Source organism: Streptomyces coffeae (assembly GCF_016741875.1).
GTDB classification, from domain to species: domain Bacteria; phylum Actinomycetota; class Actinomycetes; order Streptomycetales; family Streptomycetaceae; genus Streptomyces; species Streptomyces coffeae.
On the sequence record NZ_JAERRF010000011.1, the window covers coordinates 203,779 to 221,102 of the forward strand.

General features: G+C 70.1%; 14 protein-coding genes. 6 read left to right on the forward strand and 8 right to left on the reverse strand.

The window, feature by feature from the left end; translation table 11 throughout:
• Positions 1 to 13: 13 nt before the first annotated feature.
• From JK363_RS21050 to JK363_RS21065, 4 genes are all read left to right on the forward strand, one after another.
• Positions 14 to 775 carry an isoprenyl transferase gene (locus tag JK363_RS21050; protein ID WP_201876510.1) on the forward strand — a complete coding sequence of 254 codons (762 nt, stop codon included), beginning with the start codon at positions 14 to 16 and terminating at the stop codon, positions 773 to 775.
• A gap of 404 nt (positions 776 to 1,179) precedes the next feature.
• Positions 1,180 to 2,517, forward strand: a complete 1,338-nt coding sequence (phoH2, locus tag JK363_RS21055) for an RNA 5'-3' helicase PhoH2 (protein WP_201876511.1) — start codon at positions 1,180 to 1,182, stop codon at positions 2,515 to 2,517.
• Positions 2,518 to 2,958: 441 nt separating this feature from the next.
• On the forward strand, positions 2,959 to 3,675 hold the full coding sequence (locus JK363_RS21060) for an aggregation-promoting factor C-terminal-like domain-containing protein (protein WP_307821808.1): 717 nt from the start codon (positions 2,959 to 2,961) through the stop codon (positions 3,673 to 3,675).
• Between the two features lie 137 nt (positions 3,676 to 3,812).
• Positions 3,813 to 5,282, forward strand: coding sequence for an AI-2E family transporter (locus JK363_RS21065; RefSeq protein ID WP_201876512.1), 1,470 nt, complete (start codon positions 3,813 to 3,815; stop codon positions 5,280 to 5,282).
• Positions 5,283 to 5,359: 77 nt separating this feature from the next.
• Here JK363_RS21065 and JK363_RS21070 read toward each other — a convergent pair whose 3' ends face one another.
• A complete protein-coding gene (locus JK363_RS21070) occupies positions 5,360 to 5,899 on the reverse strand; it encodes an alkyl hydroperoxide reductase (RefSeq protein WP_201876513.1) in 540 nt (179 codons plus the stop codon).
• Positions 5,900 to 5,910: 11 nt separating this feature from the next.
• Entirely contained in the window at positions 5,911 to 6,465 is a 555-nt protein-coding gene (locus JK363_RS21075; RefSeq protein ID WP_201876514.1) for a peroxiredoxin, read from the reverse strand.
• Positions 6,466 to 6,603: 138 nt separating this feature from the next.
• Between JK363_RS21075 and JK363_RS21080 the strand changes: the two genes are divergently transcribed.
• Positions 6,604 to 7,557: a hydrogen peroxide-inducible genes activator gene (locus JK363_RS21080; RefSeq protein WP_201876515.1), complete on the forward strand. Its 954-nt coding sequence runs from the start codon at positions 6,604 to 6,606 to the stop codon at positions 7,555 to 7,557.
• 30 nt (positions 7,558 to 7,587) lie between these two features.
• On the opposite strand, the gene JK363_RS21085 is transcribed toward JK363_RS21080, so the two are convergent.
• From JK363_RS21085 to JK363_RS21105, 5 genes are all read right to left on the reverse strand, one after another.
• Positions 7,588 to 9,999 (reverse strand): ABC transporter permease, encoded by a 2,412-nt coding sequence (locus tag JK363_RS21085; protein WP_236075973.1) that lies wholly within the window; start codon positions 9,997 to 9,999, stop codon positions 7,588 to 7,590.
• On the reverse strand, positions 9,996 to 10,682 hold the full coding sequence (locus JK363_RS21090; protein WP_201876516.1) for an ABC transporter ATP-binding protein: 687 nt from the start codon (positions 10,680 to 10,682) through the stop codon (positions 9,996 to 9,998). Before JK363_RS21090 ends, JK363_RS21085 begins: the two co-directional genes overlap by 4 nt.
• Positions 10,679 to 11,203 (reverse strand): PadR family transcriptional regulator, encoded by a 525-nt coding sequence (locus JK363_RS21095; RefSeq protein WP_201876517.1) that lies wholly within the window; start codon positions 11,201 to 11,203, stop codon positions 10,679 to 10,681. Before JK363_RS21095 ends, JK363_RS21090 begins: the two co-directional genes overlap by 4 nt.
• A gap of 105 nt (positions 11,204 to 11,308) precedes the next feature.
• Positions 11,309 to 11,605, reverse strand: coding sequence for a type II toxin-antitoxin system antitoxin (locus tag JK363_RS21100; protein WP_201876518.1), 297 nt, complete (start codon positions 11,603 to 11,605; stop codon positions 11,309 to 11,311).
• Positions 11,602 to 12,531, reverse strand: a complete 930-nt coding sequence (locus JK363_RS21105; protein ID WP_201876519.1) for an SPFH domain-containing protein — start codon at positions 12,529 to 12,531, stop codon at positions 11,602 to 11,604. The genes JK363_RS21100 and JK363_RS21105 overlap by 4 nt, the downstream gene beginning before the upstream one ends.
• Positions 12,532 to 12,768: 237 nt before the next feature.
• On the opposite strand from JK363_RS21105, the gene JK363_RS21110 reads away from it, so the two are divergent.
• Positions 12,769 to 15,009, forward strand: a complete 2,241-nt coding sequence (locus JK363_RS21110; RefSeq protein WP_201876520.1) for a transglycosylase domain-containing protein — start codon at positions 12,769 to 12,771, stop codon at positions 15,007 to 15,009.
• 69 nt (positions 15,010 to 15,078) lie between these two features.
• Here JK363_RS21110 and JK363_RS21115 read toward each other — a convergent pair whose 3' ends face one another.
• A complete protein-coding gene (locus JK363_RS21115; protein ID WP_201876521.1) occupies positions 15,079 to 17,280 on the reverse strand; it encodes a SpoIIE family protein phosphatase in 2,202 nt (733 codons plus the stop codon).
• Positions 17,281 to 17,324 lie beyond the last annotated feature (44 nt).

Genomic DNA, 17,324 nt, shown 5'->3' on the forward strand with positions numbered 1-17,324 from the left:
GGGCTGGAAAGACGTGAAGTTGCGCGACCTGGTGTACGGGCTCTACGCACGCCGGGTGGAAGGCCGCCTCGACCATGCCCAGGTGCCCAAGCACATCGGCGTCATCCTCGACGGTAACCGCCGCTGGGCCCGCGCCGCCGGCGGGACCACCGAGCAGGGCCACAAGGCCGGAGCCAGCAAGATCCAGGAGCTGCTCGGCTGGTGCAGCGAGACGGACGTCGAAGTCGTCACGCTCTGGATGCTCTCCACCGACAACCTGGACCGCCCCGAGGCGGAGCTGGTACCGCTGCTCGGCATCATCGAGGACGCGGTGCGCGATCTGGCGGCCGACGGCCGCTGGCGGGTGCACCACGTGGGCAACCGCGATCTGCTGCCCTCCCGCACCCAGACGGTGCTGAAGGAGGCCGAACAGGCCACCGAGCACATCGACGGAATACTGGTCAACGTCGCCATCGGCTACGGCGGTCGGCAGGAGATCGCCGACGCGGTGCGCTCGCTGCTGCTGGACCACGCCAGCCGGGGCACCACCTTCGAGGAGCTCGCCGAGGTCGTCGACATCGACCTCATCTCCGAACACCTGTACACCCGCGGCCAGCCCGACCCGGACCTCGTCATCCGCACCAGCGGCGAGCAGCGGCTCTCCGGCTTCATGCTCTGGCAGAGCGCACATTCGGAGTACTACTTCTGCGAGGTTTTCTGGCCCGCCTTCCGCAAGGTGGACTTCCTGCGGGCGCTGCGCGACTACGCGGCCCGGCACCGCAGGTACGGCTACTAGTTCCCTTCACTGCCACCGCAGTTCACCGGCCGGGGCCGGACGCCGCGAAGCGTCCGGCCCCGGCCGTTGTGTGACGCTCTGGTCTCACAACGTTCATATACGTGCCGTCATATGCCGTTGCATGGCTCCGCACGTTCGAGGGAATATCCCTTGCAGGTCGACGCCCTGTCCCGGTGGACAGCGGGGACGGGGCATCGTCGGATTGCCAGCGGACGGCATCGGGCCGTTCGCCCGGGAGGCCCTTTGCACACGGACGACTGTGCGGATCGTGCGTATGACGCGGAGGGCCGGCGCACGGCCTTCCCCGGAGGGCTGAGCCCGGTCCGTTCCCTGTCTGCGGCGGGGAGACCCCACTCCCGCTACGCCGTCGCACCCCAACCTCTCCCGAGGGGGTACGTCCACCCGTGGTGACCAGCACAAAACGCCGCGAGCACGACCGGCGCACCTATGTCCTCGACACCAGCGTCCTGCTGGCCGACCCCAAAGCCATGGCCCGCTTCGACGAGCACGAAGTTGTGCTGCCCGTCGTCGTGGTCACGGAGCTGGAGGCCAAGCGGCACCATCCGGAGCTGGGGTACTTCGCCCGGCAGGCACTGCGCCTGCTGGATGAGTACCGCATCCGGTACGGCCGTCTGGACGCTCCGCTCCCGATCGGCGATCTGGGGGGCACCCTGCGTGTCGAGCTCAACCACTCCGACCCCGGTGTCCTGCCGGCCGCCTTCTGGAACCACGGCGGCCGGGTGGTGGACAACGACTCGCGGATCCTCGCGGTCGCCAGAAACCTCCAGGCCGAGGGGTACGACGTCACCGTCGTCTCCAAGGATCTGCCGCTGCGCATCAAGGCGTCCTCGGTGGGGCTGCTCGCCGAGGAGTACCGCGCGGAGCTGGCGATCACCGACTCGGGCTGGACCGGGATGGCGGAGCTCGCCGTCTCCGCCGAGCAGGTGGACGACCTGTTCGCCGCCGAGACCGCGTACATCCCCGAGGCGGCCGAACTGCCGGTGCACACCGGGCTGGTCCTCCAGTCCGAGCGCGGCAAGGCGCTGGGCCGGGTCACCCCGGACGGGCAGGTGCGCCTGGTACGCGGTGACCGCGAGGCGTTCGGGATCCACGGCCGCAGCGCCGAGCAGCGCATCGCGCTGGATCTGCTGCTGGACCCGGAGGTCGGCATCCTCTCCATGGGCGGCCGGGCCGGTACGGGCAAGTCGGCGCTGGCGCTGTGCGCGGGGCTGGAAGCCGTGCTGGAGCGGCGGCAGCACCGCAAGGTGATGATCTTCCGTCCGCTGTACGCGGTGGGCGGGCAGGAGTTGGGCTATCTGCCCGGCAGCGAGGCGGAGAAGATGAGCCCCTGGGCTCAGGCGGTCTTCGACACGCTGTCCGCGGTGACCAGCTCCGAGGTGATCGAGGAGGTCGTGGAGCGCGGGATGCTGGAGGTGCTGCCGCTCACCCATATCCGCGGCCGTTCGCTCCATGACGCCTTTGTGATCGTCGATGAGGCGCAGTCGCTCGAACGGAACGTCCTGCTGACCGTTTTGTCCCGCATCGGCGCCAACTCCCGGGTGGTTCTCACCCATGATGTGGCACAGCGGGACAATCTCCGCGTCGGGCGCTACGACGGTGTGGTGGCGGTGGTCGAAAAGCTCAAGGGCCACCCGCTGTTCGCACATGTCACCCTCAACCGCTCCGAGCGGTCGCCGATCGCGGCGCTGGTGACCGAAATGCTGGAGGACGGCCACATCTGAGCTGATAGCGGCCGGTTGGGACCGGCATGAGCGACAGGACGCCGCGCGCAAGGGCCAAGGAGCCTAGCCGCGCGGCGTCTTGCCGCGTAGGGATTTCCAAAAATCCCTAGGGGTAAACGAGGTGTGAGCTTTCACACTCATCGGGGAATTGCCTCCGGGCATGCGCGTCCGGCAGTGTGTGGGTCCTGTCAGGCCCCGCATACGGCACACCGGTACCCCCAGCGGTACCGAACCGCAGCAGTACCAGAACTGAAGAGCGTTCGCCGTATGCCGCCCGAGCACCTCAGGGCTCCTCCCGCGGGAGGACCCACCGGGCCCGTGCCTCCCGTGGCCAGCCAACCCCGCCGAGTATCACCGGGGACGGAACAAGGGGAGGTCAGCGCCAGGGGCACGATTGCGTCCGTGAGGTCACCTAAGCGGGCGATGCTGGAAGGAAACCGTGTGAGCCGGATTTCGGTCCGGGGATTCGCAGTGGCTTCGGCTACCGCGGTCACCACTGTGGGCGCCGTCGTCGGTGGTGTCGCCTCGGCTGGCGAGCAGAACGGCTCGTCCGACCCGATCGAGGCGACCGCTGCTGACTCGACGCTCCTCGCGGACATACCCGCCGGACAGCAGGCCGTGGCGCAGGGCGCGTCCCTGACGCAGCAGGCGGATGTGCAGTCCACCGCCGCCGACGCGGAGGCGAAGAAGTCCGCCGAGGAATCTGCCCGCAAGCAGGCGGCCAAGGACGCGCAGGCCAAGAAGGCCGCCGCGGACAAGGCAGCCGCCGAGAAGCTGGCCAAGGAGCGCGAGGAGAAGGAGCAGAAGGAGGTCGCCAGCCGTTCCGCGCAGCGTGACTCCGTCGACATCCCTCAGAAGGCCTCGTACACCATCGCCGAGACCCAGGCCATGGCGCGCCAGATGATGGCCGGCGATCAGTTCCAGTGCTTCAGCAACATCGTGGACCACGAGAGCGGGTGGAACTACAAGGCCACCAACGCCTCGTCGGGTGCCTACGGTCTGGTCCAGGCGCTGCCGGGCTCCAAGATGGCCTCGGCCGGTGCCGACTGGCAGACCAACCCGGCCACCCAGATCAAGTGGGGTCTGAACTACATGAACGAGCGCTACGACAGCCCGTGTGGCGCCTGGGACTTCTGGCAGGCCAACCACTGGTACTGATCGGGACCGGCCGCACGGCCGACACCGACCAACGAGCTTCGCGAAACCCCCGGCCGCACCCGGTCGGGGGTTTCGTCTTCCCTCAGCCGGTAACGTCGTCGCGACGGCAGAGGGGAAACGGGGGTAGGAAAAGAACAATGTCCAGATTGCCGCAATGGGTGGGCAGGCTGGGAGCCGGACTGTCCCGGCTCGCCACCCGGCTCGAAACCCAGCAGGCCGCCGCCGGCGCCGACGAAGGCGCCGCGAGCGCCTCGTCCTCCGGTGCGAGCGGCCCAGGTGGATCCGGCCCGCCGGACGCCGGCGCCGCGTCGTCGTCCTCCGGGGCGCCCGGTTCCGGTACGGGGGAGGGCGGAACCGCCGGTCCGGAGCCGCCCGTCAGCGTTCCCGCCCCGCCCGCCTACGCGCCCGCCGTCACCGCCCGGCCCGATCCGGTGGCCACCGTGCCCTGGGGTGTGCGGGTCGCCGCCGAGGCCGGATGGCGGCTGCTGGTGCTCGCCGGAACGGTCTGGGTGCTGATGCGCGTCATCAGCTCCATCCAGCTGGTGGTGCTCTCCTTCACGGTGGCCCTGCTCATCACCGCGCTGCTGGAGCCGACCGTCACCCGGTTCCGCAACCGCGGCGTACCCCGTGGCCTGGCGACGGCCATCACCTTCATCGGCGGCTTTGTCGTCATGGGGCTGGTGATCTGGTTTGTCGTCTGGCAGGTGATGGAGAACATCGACGAGGTCTCCCGCAAGGTCCAGGACGGTATCGACGATCTGCGCCGCTGGCTGCTGCACAGCCCGTTCCATGTGACCGAGGCCCAGATCAACCACATCGCCAAGTCGCTGCGCGAGGCGGTCGGCGCCAACACCGAGGAGATCACCTCGGCCGGTCTTGAGGGCGTGACGGTTGTTGTCGAGGTGCTGACCGGCGTTCTGCTGACGATGTTCAGCACGCTGTTTCTGCTCTACGACGGACCGCGGATCTGGAGCTGGACGCTGAAACTGGTCCCGGCCGCCGCCCGCGAGGGCGTGGCGGGCGCGGGCCCGCGGGCCTGGGCCACCCTGACCGCCTATGTGCGCGGCACGGTGATCGTGGCTCTGATCGACGCGATCTTCATCGGGGTCGGGCTGTTCTTCCTCCATGTGCCGATGGCGGTCCCGCTCGCCGTCTTCATCTTCCTCTTCGCCTTCATCCCGCTGGTGGGTGCGGTGGTCTCCGGCGCGCTGGCGGTCGTGGTCGCGCTGGTCACCCAGGGCGTGTTCACCGGGGCGATGGTGCTGCTGGTGGTGCTGGCCGTCCAGCAGATCGAGGGCCATGTCCTCCAGCCGTTCATCCTCGGCCGGGCGGTGCGGGTCCATCCGCTGGCCGTGGTGCTCTCGGTCGCGGGCGGTTCGCTGATCGGCGGGATCGGTGGCGCGGTGGTCGCCGTACCGCTGGTGGCGGTGGCCAATACGGTCGTCGGCTATCTGCATGCCTACAACAAGGAGAACGCGATGCGGGCGGTCCCCGGACCGCACGGTGCCACCGCTGTTGCGGTGGCCCCCACCGTGCCCCCGTCGACCGCGCCGCCGGGGGAGGCCGCCGAGGGCAAGAACGCGGGCAAGAACGAAAACAAGTCCTAGGGCATCGATGACGAGGAGGGGCGCCCCACCGACTGGTGGGGCGCCCCTCCTCGTATGCGCTACCGGTGCCGCTGGGCTCAGGCGCCCGCGGCGAGGGTGGCCTCGGCGTCCAGGGTGGCGCCGACGGCCTGGAGCACAGCAGCGATCTTGAAGGCTTCCTGGATCGTCTCGCGGTCCAGGCCCGCCTTGCGGAGCACCTGCTCATGCGAGTCCAGGCACATACCGCAGCCGTTGATCGCCGACACGGCCAGCGACCACAGCTCGAAGTCGACCTTCTCCACACCCGGGTTGCCGATGATGTTCATCCGCAGACCCGCGCGCAGGTTGTGGTACTCCGGGTCGGACAGCAGATGCCGGGTCCGGTAGTAGACGTTGTTCATCGCCATGATGGCGGCGGCCGACTTGGCGGCGGTGTAAGCCTCCGGCGACAGGTTGGCCTTGGCCTCCGGCTCCAGCTCCGACAGCACCCGCGGCGAACGCGAGGCGATCGCGCAGGCGAGCACGGTGCCCCACAGCTGCTGCTGCGGCAGCTCGGAGTTGCCGATCACCGAACCGAGGTTCAGCTTGAGGTCCTTGGCGTAGTCCGGAAGCGCGGACTTCAGCGCATCGAGTGCCATATCAGCTCACCTTACTCGCCGGAGAGGAGCTTGACCGGGTCGAGGGTGTCCTCGCCCTTGCTCCAGTTGCACGGGCACAGCTCGTCGGTCTGGAGGGCGTCCAGCACCCGCAGGACCTCCTTGGGGTTACGGCCCACGGAACCGGCCGTCACCATGGTGAACTGGATCTCGTTGTTCGGGTCCACGATGAAGACGGCGCGCTGCGCGAAGCCGTCCTCGCCCTCGATGCCGAGGTCGCGCATCAGCTCGTGCTTGGAGTCGGCCAGCATCGGGAAGGGCAGGTCACGCAGGTCGGCGTGGTCCTTGCGCCAGGCGTGGTGGACGAACTCGGAGTCGCCGGAGAAGCCGAGGATCTGCGCGTCACGGTCGGCGAACTCGTCGTTCAGCTTGCCGAACGCCGCGATCTCGGTCGGGCACACGAAGGTGAAGTCCTTGGGCCACGCGAAGACGACCTTCCACTTGCCCTCGTAGGACTTGTGGTTGATCTGCTCGAACTCCTTGCCGCTCTCCAGCGAGACACAGGCGGTCAGATCGAACTGGGGGAACTTGTCACCGACAGTGAGCACGCGCTCTCCTTGCAGCTTTCGGATAGGAAACCCTTTTGATCTGGGATTCCATGGGGTTGGACGGCTCTCACCCTTGCACAGCTGGCATTGATCAGTGAAATAGCTAGACTCGGTGCTGTTGATTGGAGGTGGTTATCAGTGGCTGTGCCCACCACACCCGGCAAGCCACGGCAGCCCAGCCTGTCCCAGCTCAGAGCCTTCGCGGCGGTCGCGGAGCATCTGCACTTCCGGGACGCCGCGGCGGCCATCGGCATGAGCCAGCCCGCGCTCTCCGGGGCCGTCGCCGCCCTGGAGGAGACCCTCGGGGTGCAGCTGCTGGAGCGTACGACGCGGAAGGTACTGCTCAGCCCGGCGGGGGAGCGGCTCGCGGCCCGGGCCCGTACCGTCCTGGAGGCGGTCGGTGAGCTGCTGGAGGAGGCGGAGGCGGCCCGGGCGCCGTTCACGGGGGTGCTGCGGCTCGGAGTGATCCCGACCGTGGCGCCGTATCTGCTGCCCACCGTGCTGCGGCTGGTGCACCGGAACTACCCCGACCTCGATCTCCAGGTGTACGAGGAGCAGACCGCCTCACTGCTGGACGGGCTGGCCCACGGACGGCTGGATCTGCTGCTGCTCGCGGTGCCGCTCGGTGCCCCCGGCGTGGTCGAGCTGCCGCTCTTCGACGAGGACTTCGTGCTGGTCATGCCGCAGGACCACTGGCTGGGCGGGCGCAGCGACATCCCGCGCGAGGCGCTCAAGGAGCTGGATCTGCTGCTGCTGGACGAGGGCCACTGTCTGCGGGATCAGGCGCTGGACATCTGCCGGGAGGCGGGCCGGACCGAGGGCGCCCCGGTGACCACCAGTGCCGCCGGGCTGGCCACGCTGGTGCAACTGGTCGCGGGCGGCCTCGGGGTGACCCTGCTGCCGCGCACCGCGCTGCGGGTGGAGACCGGTCGCGGCGACCATCTGACCACCGGCTATTTCGCCGACCCGGCGCCCGCCCGGCGGATCGCCCTGGCCATGCGCGCGGGCGCCGCGCGGGCGGAGGAGTTCGCATCGTTCGCCTCCGCGCTGCGCGACGCCCTGCGCCCGCTGCCGGTGCGCATCACCCCGTAATGCGCACCGGCCCCCGTGGGGCTTCCGCCGTCACTCGGTACGCAGCCCCTCCGGGCGCATCATGCGCCACAGGGGCGGCAGACTGACCAGGGTCACCAGGAGGATGACGCCCGCGCCCACGCCGTTCATCAGGGTCAGGCTCGACCAGTCCACGGCCCAGGGCCCGTTGACCATCTTCAGCAGCATCGTGCCCAGTGCGAGCCCGCCCGCGGTGGACAAAGCCAGGCCCAGGATCACGGGAACGGCGGTCTGCCACAGCACGGACCAGCTGAGCGTGGCGCGGCGGGTGCCGAAGGCCACCAGGACGGACAGCAGCCGCTTGCGATCGCGCAGTTGCTCCAGCATCGAGACGATCATGCTCGCCCCGATGAGCACCAGAGTCGCGGTGGCGCCGATGAACAGCCCCTTGCGGAGCATCGTGAACTGATTGGACTTCGAGGTGCTGACCAGCGTGTAGGAGTCGGTCGTCGGGGACAGTGCCGCACTGGTGTTGCGCGCGTACTCGATCGCATCCGGCACCTTCGGGTCCAGCCGCAGCAGGACCTGGGCCGTGGGATCGGTGAGCCGGGAGACATCGAGGGCGCCGGGTGTGGCCAGCACACCGGGGCTCTCGAAGCCCGCTGCGTCCGGCTTCGTGGTCACGGTCTTGGCCGAGCGCGGGACGGTCCACAGCCTCGGGTTCTTCGTGACCGGATAGCCGTCCTTGTCCAGCCGCAGATTGACCTGCACACCGGGCTTGAGGAACGAGGGTTCGTCCGCGGGGTAGGCATTGGACGTGGCCACGAAGACATCGCCGTCGGAGCAGCGGCTGAGGTTGGCCATCTCGCGCAGCGTGGCGCAGTCGCCGACTGTGACCGTCTCCACCGGGGCTTCCCCATCCACCTTCTTGTTGGGATGGGCCTCGCCCACGGACCCGGAGGTGGTGCCGAGCACCTGGCGCACACCCTTGGTGGCGCGGTACTTGGCGAAGGCGGCGTTGGCCTGGGCACCGTTGTCGACCCGGACGCTCGCGCCCATCTGGGCGCGGCCAGGGTCCTGACCGGTGGACTTCGTCTCGTTGCTCTGCACGCTGGCGAAGAGCATCTGGAGCGCGATCGCCCCGGCGACGGCGACGGTGATGCCGCTCACCGCACGGGCCGCCGTCCCGCTGCTGAGCTGGAGTCGCCGGGTGGCGAGCTGCCAGGGCACCGGGCCCTTGCTGAACCGTTCGACGACGGCCTCGACCAGCCAGGGCAGCATCGCGGTGAGGCCGATCAGCAGCAGGACCGCACCGGCCGCCGCCTGGTACCCCTCGAGGTCGCTGCTCCTACTGGTGGCGCCGTAGCCGCCCGCGAGCGGCACCAGCAGACCGATGCCCAGCACCGGCAGCAGCAGCCGCCACCACAGCCTGCGCCGACGGGGTTTGGCATTGCGTACGACGCCCAGCGGCTCGATGGCGATCCCGCGCAGCGCGGCCAGGGTGACGAGCACGGCCGAGCTGGGCACGACGAGCGCGATCAGCAGCATCAATGGCACGGACGGACGGATGTCGGAGGCGAAGAAGCTGATGTCGTCCAGCACGACCGTGCTGGCCAGCTCCCGCAGTCCCAGGAACAGCGCGCCACCGGTCAGCAGTCCGAGGAGCGAGCCGACGAGCGACTCCCCGGCCGCGACCCGCCGGGTCATCCGGCTGTCCGCGCCCACCAGGCGCAGCGCGGCCAGCCGCCGGTCGCGCCGCTCGCCGCCGAAGCGCGCGGCCGTGGCGATGAAGATCAGGACCGGCAGCAGCAGCACCACACAGCCGATGATGACGACCAGCAGGATCCCGGGGTTCAGCTCCTTGGTCGAGGGAGGAGTGCCCCAGTGGTCGATGCGGTACCCGGCGTCGTTCCGGAACGCCGCGCCGTCGACGCCCGCGTAGTACCGCAGATCGGCCGGGCCGGACAGTCCGCTGTCGGCGATGGTGCCGACGACGCGGTAGGGCAGCCGCTCACGCAGCAGCTCGTTGTCGGCGAGGAGCTTCTTCAGCGCGGGGGAGACCCACATCTCACCGGGGGCCGGGACCCGGTCCACCCCCGGGGGCCTGGGCGGGTGGTTCCCGTCGGGAGCCAGCACCTTGCCCTCGATGTCCTCCGAGCGGAACGTGGTGTTCGCGTCGGCGACCCTGAGGGTGTCCGGTCCCGCCGCAACCTCGGTGTTGGGAACGGTGTCGTAGGTCGAGCGGGCCGCGCCCCGGTCGTCACGGAGGCTGTAGGCGTTGGGGGCGGAGGCGGCGAACAGCAGCAGTGCCACGCCGAGCCCCACCCCGACCGCCGTCATGATCGTCCTGGCCCAGCTCTCCCGGCCGCCGGTGACCGCGAAGCGGGCGCCCATGGCGAGATCGGCGGCCCAGCGGGCGATGGCGCCGCGCGGCTCGGGCTCCGGGCGCTGAGGTGGTGCGGTGGCGGTCTCCTGGGTGGTCATCGGACGCCCGCCATGTCCCGGGCCTTGCCGTCGCGCACCACGACCTCGCGGTCGGAGTAGGCGGCGACGCGGGCCTCATGGGTGACCAGGACCACGGCGGCGCGGGTCTCCCGGGCGGCCTCGGTGAGCAGCTCCATCACCCGCTCGCCGTTGAGGGAGTCCAGCGCGCCGGTGGGCTCGTCGGCGAACAGCACCCGCGGGTTGGTGACCAGCGAGCGGGCGACGGCGACGCGCTGCCCCTGACCGCCGGAGACCTCACCGGGGCGCTTGTCGCGGACATCGGCGACCTCCAGCCGCTCCAGCCAGGACAGCGCCCGGGCCTCGGCCTCCTTGCGCTTGACGCCGTTCAGCCGCAGCGGAAGCGCCACGTTCTCCACGCAGTTGAGCTCCGGGACGAGCTGGCCGAACTGGAAGACGAAGCCGAACTCGCCGCGGCGCAGCGTGCTGCGCTCGGCGTCCGACATCGCGGACAGATCGCGTCCGCCGTAGTGGACCGAGCCCGCGTCCGGGGTGACGATCCCGGCCAGGCAGTGCAGCAGCGTGGACTTGCCGGAGCCGGACGGGCCCATGACGGCGACGACCTCGCCGGGGTGGATGGAGAAGTCCGCGCCGTCGAGCGCCGGGGTGGGGCCGTACGCCTTGTGGAGGCCGTCGGCGGTGAGAAGTGAGCCCGCGGGAGTCATGAACGTACCGCCTTGCCGAGTTGGCCGAGGCGGGCCGCGGTCAGCTCCAGCCAGCGCAGATCGGCCTCGAGATGGAACAGTGCGTGGTCGCAGATGAGTTGGTCGCTGAGGTCGCCCGAGCGCTTGCGCTGGGTCAGCTCGCGCATCAGCCGCAGATGCTCGGCACGCTGGACATCGAGCAGATCGGCCGCGTCGCGCCCGGTGAGCAGGGCGAGGACGACCTTCGTATAGAGCACCGACTGGAGGTAGGGCTCGGGTTTCTCGGGCTGGGCGAGCCATTGCTCGACATCGGTGATGCCCGCGTCGGTGATGGCGTAGCGCTTGCGCTCGGGGCCCCCGCCGTGCTCGATGCCGTCGACCTCGACGAGACCGTTCTTCAGGAGGCGGGACATGGTCGAGTAGACCTGCCCGTAGTGGAGCGGGCGGTCGTGCCCGAATCGTTCGTCGAAAGCCCGCTTGAGGTCGTAGCCGTGGCGCGGGCCGGACTCCAGGAGTCCGAGCAGGGTGTGGCCGATGGACATGCGCGGCACTCTACACGATGGGTATACGTCGTGTGTATAGATGCGCTGAATAGATCGTTTACGCAGGTCAACAAGGTGTGGAGGGCAGGACTTCCTCGGACCCGGTCAGTCCGTCTTGTCCGGGGCGGTATCGCGCGGCGGGCGGCCGCGGCGCGGGATCGGCCGCGCCGACCCCGGCAGCCGGCCCGCGTCCGAGAGCGCCTTGCGCAGCAGGAACTCGATCTGTGCGTTGGCGCTGCGCAGTTCGTCGTTGGCCCAGCGCGCGAGCGCGTCGTGCACGGCCGGATCGAGCCGCAGCAGCATCTGCTTGCGCTGCTGCCGCGGCCGGCGCGGCTGCCGTTCGGGCGGCCGCGCCGGCTCGGCGGGCTCGGCGGGCTCGGCGGGGCGCTCGTGCCTTGTCACTGGTAGAGGGTGCCGGTGTTGAGGACGGGCTGCGGCGAACGGTCCCCGCACAGCACCACCATCAGATTGCTGACCATGGCGGCCTTGCGCTCCTCGTCCAACTCCACGATCTGCTCCTCGGTGATCCGGGCCAGTGCGGCCTCGACCATGCCGACCGCGCCGTCCACGATGTGGCGGCGCGCGGCGACCACGGCGCCCGCCTGCTGCCGCTGGAGCATCGCGGAGGCGATCTCCGGGGCGTAGGCGAGGTGGGTGAAGCGCGATTCGACGATGCGCACACCCGCCGCCTCGACCCGGGCGTGCAGCTCCGCGGCCAGCTTCTCGGTGATCTCCTCGGCGTTCCCGCGCAGCGACAGGCCGTCCTCCTCGTGGGCGTCGTAGGGGTACTCGATGGCGATATGCCGCACCGCCGCCTCGGTCTGGGTGGCGACGAACTCCAGGAAGTCGTCCACCGCGAACAGGGCCTGCGCGGTGTCCTCCACCTTCCATACGACCACCGCGGCCAGCTCGATCGGATTGCCGTACGCGTCATTGACCTTGAGCACCGCGGTCTCGTGGTTGCGCACCCGGGTGGAGATCTTCTCCCGGCTGGTGAGCGGGTTCACCCAGCGCAGACCGTCGGTACGGATGGTGCCGCGGTAGCGGCCGAAGAGCTGGACCACCCGGGCCTCGCCCGGGGCGATGGTGTTCAGTCCGCACATCGTGATCAGCGCGGTGAGGGCCACCGCGATCCCGGAGACGATCAGCGCGGTGGATCCGGCGCCCTTGTGCTCGGAGGCGACCGCCGCCCCGGCGAGGATCAGCCCGACCCCGGCGGCCAGCCCGGCCAGTCCGCCGAGCAGGGCGAGGCCGCCGCTGACATGGCGGGCGGGCCGCTCTTCTATCCGGGGTTCGGCAAGGGGTGCTGCGGATGTGGCATCGGACATGGCGGTCCCCGTGGTCTCTCGAAGGTCCGGCGCTGTGATCCAGTGACCGGCGGCTAGCAAAGTGATAGCACTTTAACGCATCTGACAACCTTGCGCGCCCCTCAGCCGTCAGTTCCCTTGAGGTGGGTGCTCTTTGTCACCATCCGAAAACGCAAGATCGATGAGTATGTGAGGGTTGTTGCGGTGTTAGCTTCGTGAGCTGGGCTGGGGAGCTGACTGACTGGAGCGGCAGGAGAGATGGGTAGAGCGGAAGAGCGGCGCGCACGGCAACAGGGCGCCCGCAAGGCCAAGAAGGCCGGAACGAAGGGGGGCATACGCCGCTTCTTCACCTGGAAGAAGATCCTCGCGTATGTGATTTCCTTCTGCGCACTGCTCGTCGGAGCGTTCTTCGCGCTCTATCTGTGGGTGGATGTGCCCGGCGCCAATGCCGAGGCCAGGGCGCAGGCCAACATCTACAAGTACAGCGACGGCACGATCATGGCGAAGACGGGCGACATCAACCGTGAGTCCGTACCGCTGTCCAAGATCGACAAGGCGGTGCAGCACACCTTCGTCGCCGCGGAGAACAAGGACTTCTACACCGACTCCGGTGTCTCCTTCAGCGGCACCGTCCGCGGCCTGATCAACACCGCGCTCGGCCGGGGCAAGCAGGGTGGCTCGACCATCACCCAGCAGTATGTGAAGAACTACTACCTCAGCCAGGAGCAGACGGTCAGCCGCAAGGCCAAGGAGCTGGTGATCTCCCTCAAGGTGGATCAGCAGAAGTCCAAGGACTACATCCTGGCCGGGTACATCAACACCAGCTACTACGGCCGGAACGCCTACGGCATCCAGGCCGCCGCCCGCGCGTACTACAACAAGGACGCCGAGAAGCTCACCGTGGCGGAGGGCGCCTATCTCGCCGCTCTGCTCCAGGCGCCCAGCCAGTACGACTACTCGACCGCGGGTCCCAACGGCAAGAAGCTGGTCGAGGCCCGCTGGAACTACATCCTCAACAACATGGTCGAGAAGGGCTGGCTGTCCAAGAGTGATCGTGCGGGCATGAAGTTCAAGAAGCCCGGCGATCCCCGCCCCATCCCCGGACTCGAGGGCCAGACCGGGTACTTCATCGCCGCCGCCAAGAAGGAGCTCTTCAAGGCCGGTGTGGACGAGAAGGAGTTCGAGGCCGGCGGCTGGACCATCACCACCAACATCGACCGCAAGAAGCAGAAGTCGCTGGAGAAGGCGGTCCGCACCCAGCTGACCGACAAACTCGCCCCGAAAAAGCGCACGGTCGACAAGCACGCCCAGGTCGGCGCGGTCTCGGTGGACCCCAAGACCGGTGGTGTGGTGGCCATGTACGGCGGCAAGGGCTACACCAAGCACTGGATCAACAACGCGACCCGTGAGGACTACCAGCCCGCCTCCACCTTCAAGCCGCTGATCCTCGCCTCCGCGCTGGAGAACGACTCCACCACCCAGGACGGCACGCCGATCACCGCCAACACCGAGTACGACGGCACCAGCAAGCGGCCGGTGAAGAGCAGCACCGGCCCCGTCGGCTTCTCCCCGCCCAACGAGGACAACATCTCCTACGGCCCGGTCAGCGTCCAGAAGGCGATGAACCACTCGGTCAACTCCGTCTACGCGCAGATGGCCGTGGACGTGGGCCTGTCCAAGGTCAAGCAGACCGCCGTCGACCTCGGGATGAACGGGAAGGCCGGAGGCTTCGGCGAGAACCCGTCGATGTCGCTGGGGGTGATGGGCGCCAGCCCGTACGACATGGCGGGGGTCTACGCGACCCTCGACAACCACGGCAAGAAGGTCACCCCGGCGATCGTGAAGTCCGCCGAGAAGGGCGACGAGAAGGCCGAACTGCCCGACCCGACCACCGGTCAGGCGATCAGCCGCCCCGCCGCCGACTCCGTCACCTCCGTCCTCACCGGTGTGGTCGCCGACGGCACCGGTAAGGCCGTGCAGCGCCAGGGCATGGACGTGGCGGGCAAGACCGGCACCTCGGACGACAACAAGTCGGCCTGGTTCACCGGTTACACCCCGGGTCTGGTCACCTCCGTCGGCATGTTCGGCGAGGTGCCCGGCGGCAAGCAGACCACCCTCCGGGGCGCCGGTGGCGGCGGCCGCGTCAACGGCGGCGACTACCCGGCCTCGATCTGGGCGGCGTACATGGGCGTCGCGGCGGACGACACGAAGGACACCGAGTTCGATCTGGACACGGACATGGGGGCCGCGGTACCGCCGCCCACCTCGCAGTCCCCGTCCGAGTCGCCGACGGCGACACCGACCAAGTCGCCGACGGCGACACCGACCAAGTCGCCGACCGCGTCACCGAGCGAGTCGGAGACCAAGTCGCCGACCCCGACGGTGACGCCGTCCCAGTCCACGACCACCCCGCCCGGTGGGGGGACGCCGTCCACCCCGACGACCCCGACCACCCCGACCGGCGAGGCCGACACCGGTAACAAACGGCAGAAGCCGTAAACGCGCCCCGGGCCCCGAACCGCTCCTCGCGGTTCGGGGCCCGATGGTTTCCGGGGGCGGCGGGTCAGGTCAGGACGGCAGCGCGAGCTCGAACCAGACCACCTTGCCGGTGCTCAGCCGGGTCGCGCCCCAGCGCCGCGCCATCCGGTTGACCAGGTACAGCCCGCGGCCGCCCTCGTCGGACGGCCGGGCCTGGCGCAGCCGCGGCAGCTGCGGCACATCGTCGCCGACCTCACAGCGCAGGACGTCCGTGCGCAGCAGCCGCAGGGTGATCGGCCGCTCCGCGTACCGCACCGCGTTGGTGACCACCTCGCTCACCAGCAGTTCCACCGCGTCCGTCAGATCGTCCAGATCCCAGCGGGCCAGGGCGCGGCGAGCCAGCCGACGGGCCTGCCCGGCGGTCTGCGCCTTCGGATCCAGGAACCAGTACGCGACATCGCTGGGCGCGATGCCCTCGAACCGGGCCGCCAGCAGCGCCACATCGTCATCGCGGTCGCCGGGCCCGAGCATGTCCAGCACCTCGTCGCACAGCGGCTCCAGCGGCGGCGGGTTGGGGCCGGTGAGCCGCGCGGTGGCGGTCAGCCGCTCCCGCAACTGCTCGATCCCGGTCCACACATCGCGCATCCGCGACTCGACCAGACCGTCGGTGTAGAGCATCAGGGTGGCCCCGGCCGGGGCGTCCAGCTCGACCGCCTCGAAGTCGACGCCGCCGACCCCGATCGGCGCGCCCGGCGGCACCCGCAGCACCTCGGCCCGGCCGCCCCGGTGCAGCAGCAGGGGCGGCGGATGGCCCGCGTTGGCCACCACAATGCGGTGCGCGACCGGGTCGTAGACCGCGTACATACAGGTGGCCATGCGGTCGGTGCCCAGCCGCTGGGCCTGCTCGTCGAGGTGGTGCAGCACCTCCTGCGGCGGCAGATCGAGACCGGCCAGAGTCTGTGCGGTGGTGCGCAGCTGGCCCATGATCGCGGCCGAGGTCATGGAGTGGCCCATCACATCGCCGACCACCAGCGCCACCCGGTTGCCGGGCAGCGGGATCGCGTCGTACCAGTCGCCGCCGACCCGCGCGGTTTCCGCGGCGGGCAGATAGCGGCTGGCCAGCCGGACGCCGGTGGGCTGCGGCAGCGAGTCGGGCAGCATGGTGCGCTGCAACTCGTCCGCGATGTACACCTCGCGCCCGTACAGCACCGCCTTGTCCACACCGAGCGCGGTATGGGTGGCCAGCTGGGCCGCGACCAGCAGATCGTCCGGTTCGAACGGCGGCCGGTCCGGACGGCGGACGAACACCGCCGCGCCGATCACCCGGCGGCGGCCGCGCAGCGGCGCCAGCACGGTGCGCTGACCGGTGGCCACCGAGGGCCTTTCGCCGAGGAGTTCGGGCAGCGCGGCCCGGGCGGCCTGGGAGTCGCCGAAGACCGGCCGCACCCCGCGCAGCACCTCGGCCAGCGGACCGCCCGCCTCCACCTCGCACAGCTCGGCCGCCGGGCCGCCGCCCACGGCGGGCGAAAGATCCGGCTGGGAGGGCATCAGCGGCAGCCGGCCGCTGTCGGTGTCCGGGTCCAGCGGGATCCGGTCGGTACGGCGCAGCCGCAGCACCACCGGGCCCACCGGGCGCTCGTCGCCCACCGGCAGCGGATCGCGCAGATAGACCAGGATCGCGTCGGCGAAGGTGGGGACGGTGGCCCGGCACAGGCCGAGCACGATCTCGTCGAGGTCGATACCGCGCGCGATCCGCCGGGTCGCCGCCCCGACGAAGCGCAGCCGGTCCCCGCCGCGGTCCCGCGCGGCGGCCGTCTCGGCCGCGTCGGCGCCACCGGCGGGCGCCACCGCGGGCATCCCGCCGCCGGGCGCGGTGTACGCGACCTCACCGGCCGCCGTGGCCACCGCGTCGGGCGACTCACCGGGCTGGGTGGGGTGTTCACCCGCGGCGGCGCCGGGGCGGCCGGAATCCCGGTGCCCGGCCTCCGGGGCGCGCCGGTCCCGGTCGGGGGAGCCGTCCCGCGCTCCGGGTCGGCGTGCCGCGCCTCTGGCGGCATTGCGGTCCGCGTCCCACACAGGCTCGCCCTCCGGTGTGCCGTGCTCCGGCTGTGCCGGGTGCTCGCTGTGCGCCGCGTTCCGGCGCTCGGTACCTCCGCTGCCGCGCGGGGCAGCCGCCTGCCGCACGGCGGTCCGCGGGTCCGGGACCGCGCCGTGCGTGTCCTCGGGCATGCCCGAGGCGGCGGCAGGAGCGGCAGCCTGTCGCCTGTTGTGGGAGGTCGGGTGCTCCGTCACGCGTGGGTTTCCATCCGTCCGGGGCCGTGCGCCCTGGTGTGGGG

What these genes read in the sequence shown, in the direction of transcription:
- JK363_RS21065 (WP_201876512.1), top strand. Translation starts at nt 3,813, where the DNA reads ATGTCCAGATTGCCGCAATGGGTGGGCAGGCTGGGAGCCGGACTGTCC.
- JK363_RS21070 (WP_201876513.1), bottom strand. Translation starts at nt 5,899, where the DNA reads ATGGCACTCGATGCGCTGAAGTCCGCGCTTCCGGACTACGCCAAGGAC.
- JK363_RS21085 (WP_236075973.1), bottom strand. Translation starts at nt 9,999, where the DNA reads ATGACCACCCAGGAGACCGCCACCGCACCACCTCAGCGCCCGGAGCCC.
- JK363_RS21090 (WP_201876516.1), bottom strand. Translation starts at nt 10,682, where the DNA reads ATGACTCCCGCGGGCTCACTTCTCACCGCCGACGGCCTCCACAAGGCG.
- JK363_RS21095 (WP_201876517.1), bottom strand. Translation starts at nt 11,203, where the DNA reads ATGTCCATCGGCCACACCCTGCTCGGACTCCTGGAGTCCGGCCCGCGC.
- JK363_RS21105 (WP_201876519.1), bottom strand. Translation starts at nt 12,531, where the DNA reads ATGTCCGATGCCACATCCGCAGCACCCCTTGCCGAACCCCGGATAGAA.
- JK363_RS21110 (WP_201876520.1), top strand. Translation starts at nt 12,769, where the DNA reads ATGGGTAGAGCGGAAGAGCGGCGCGCACGGCAACAGGGCGCCCGCAAG.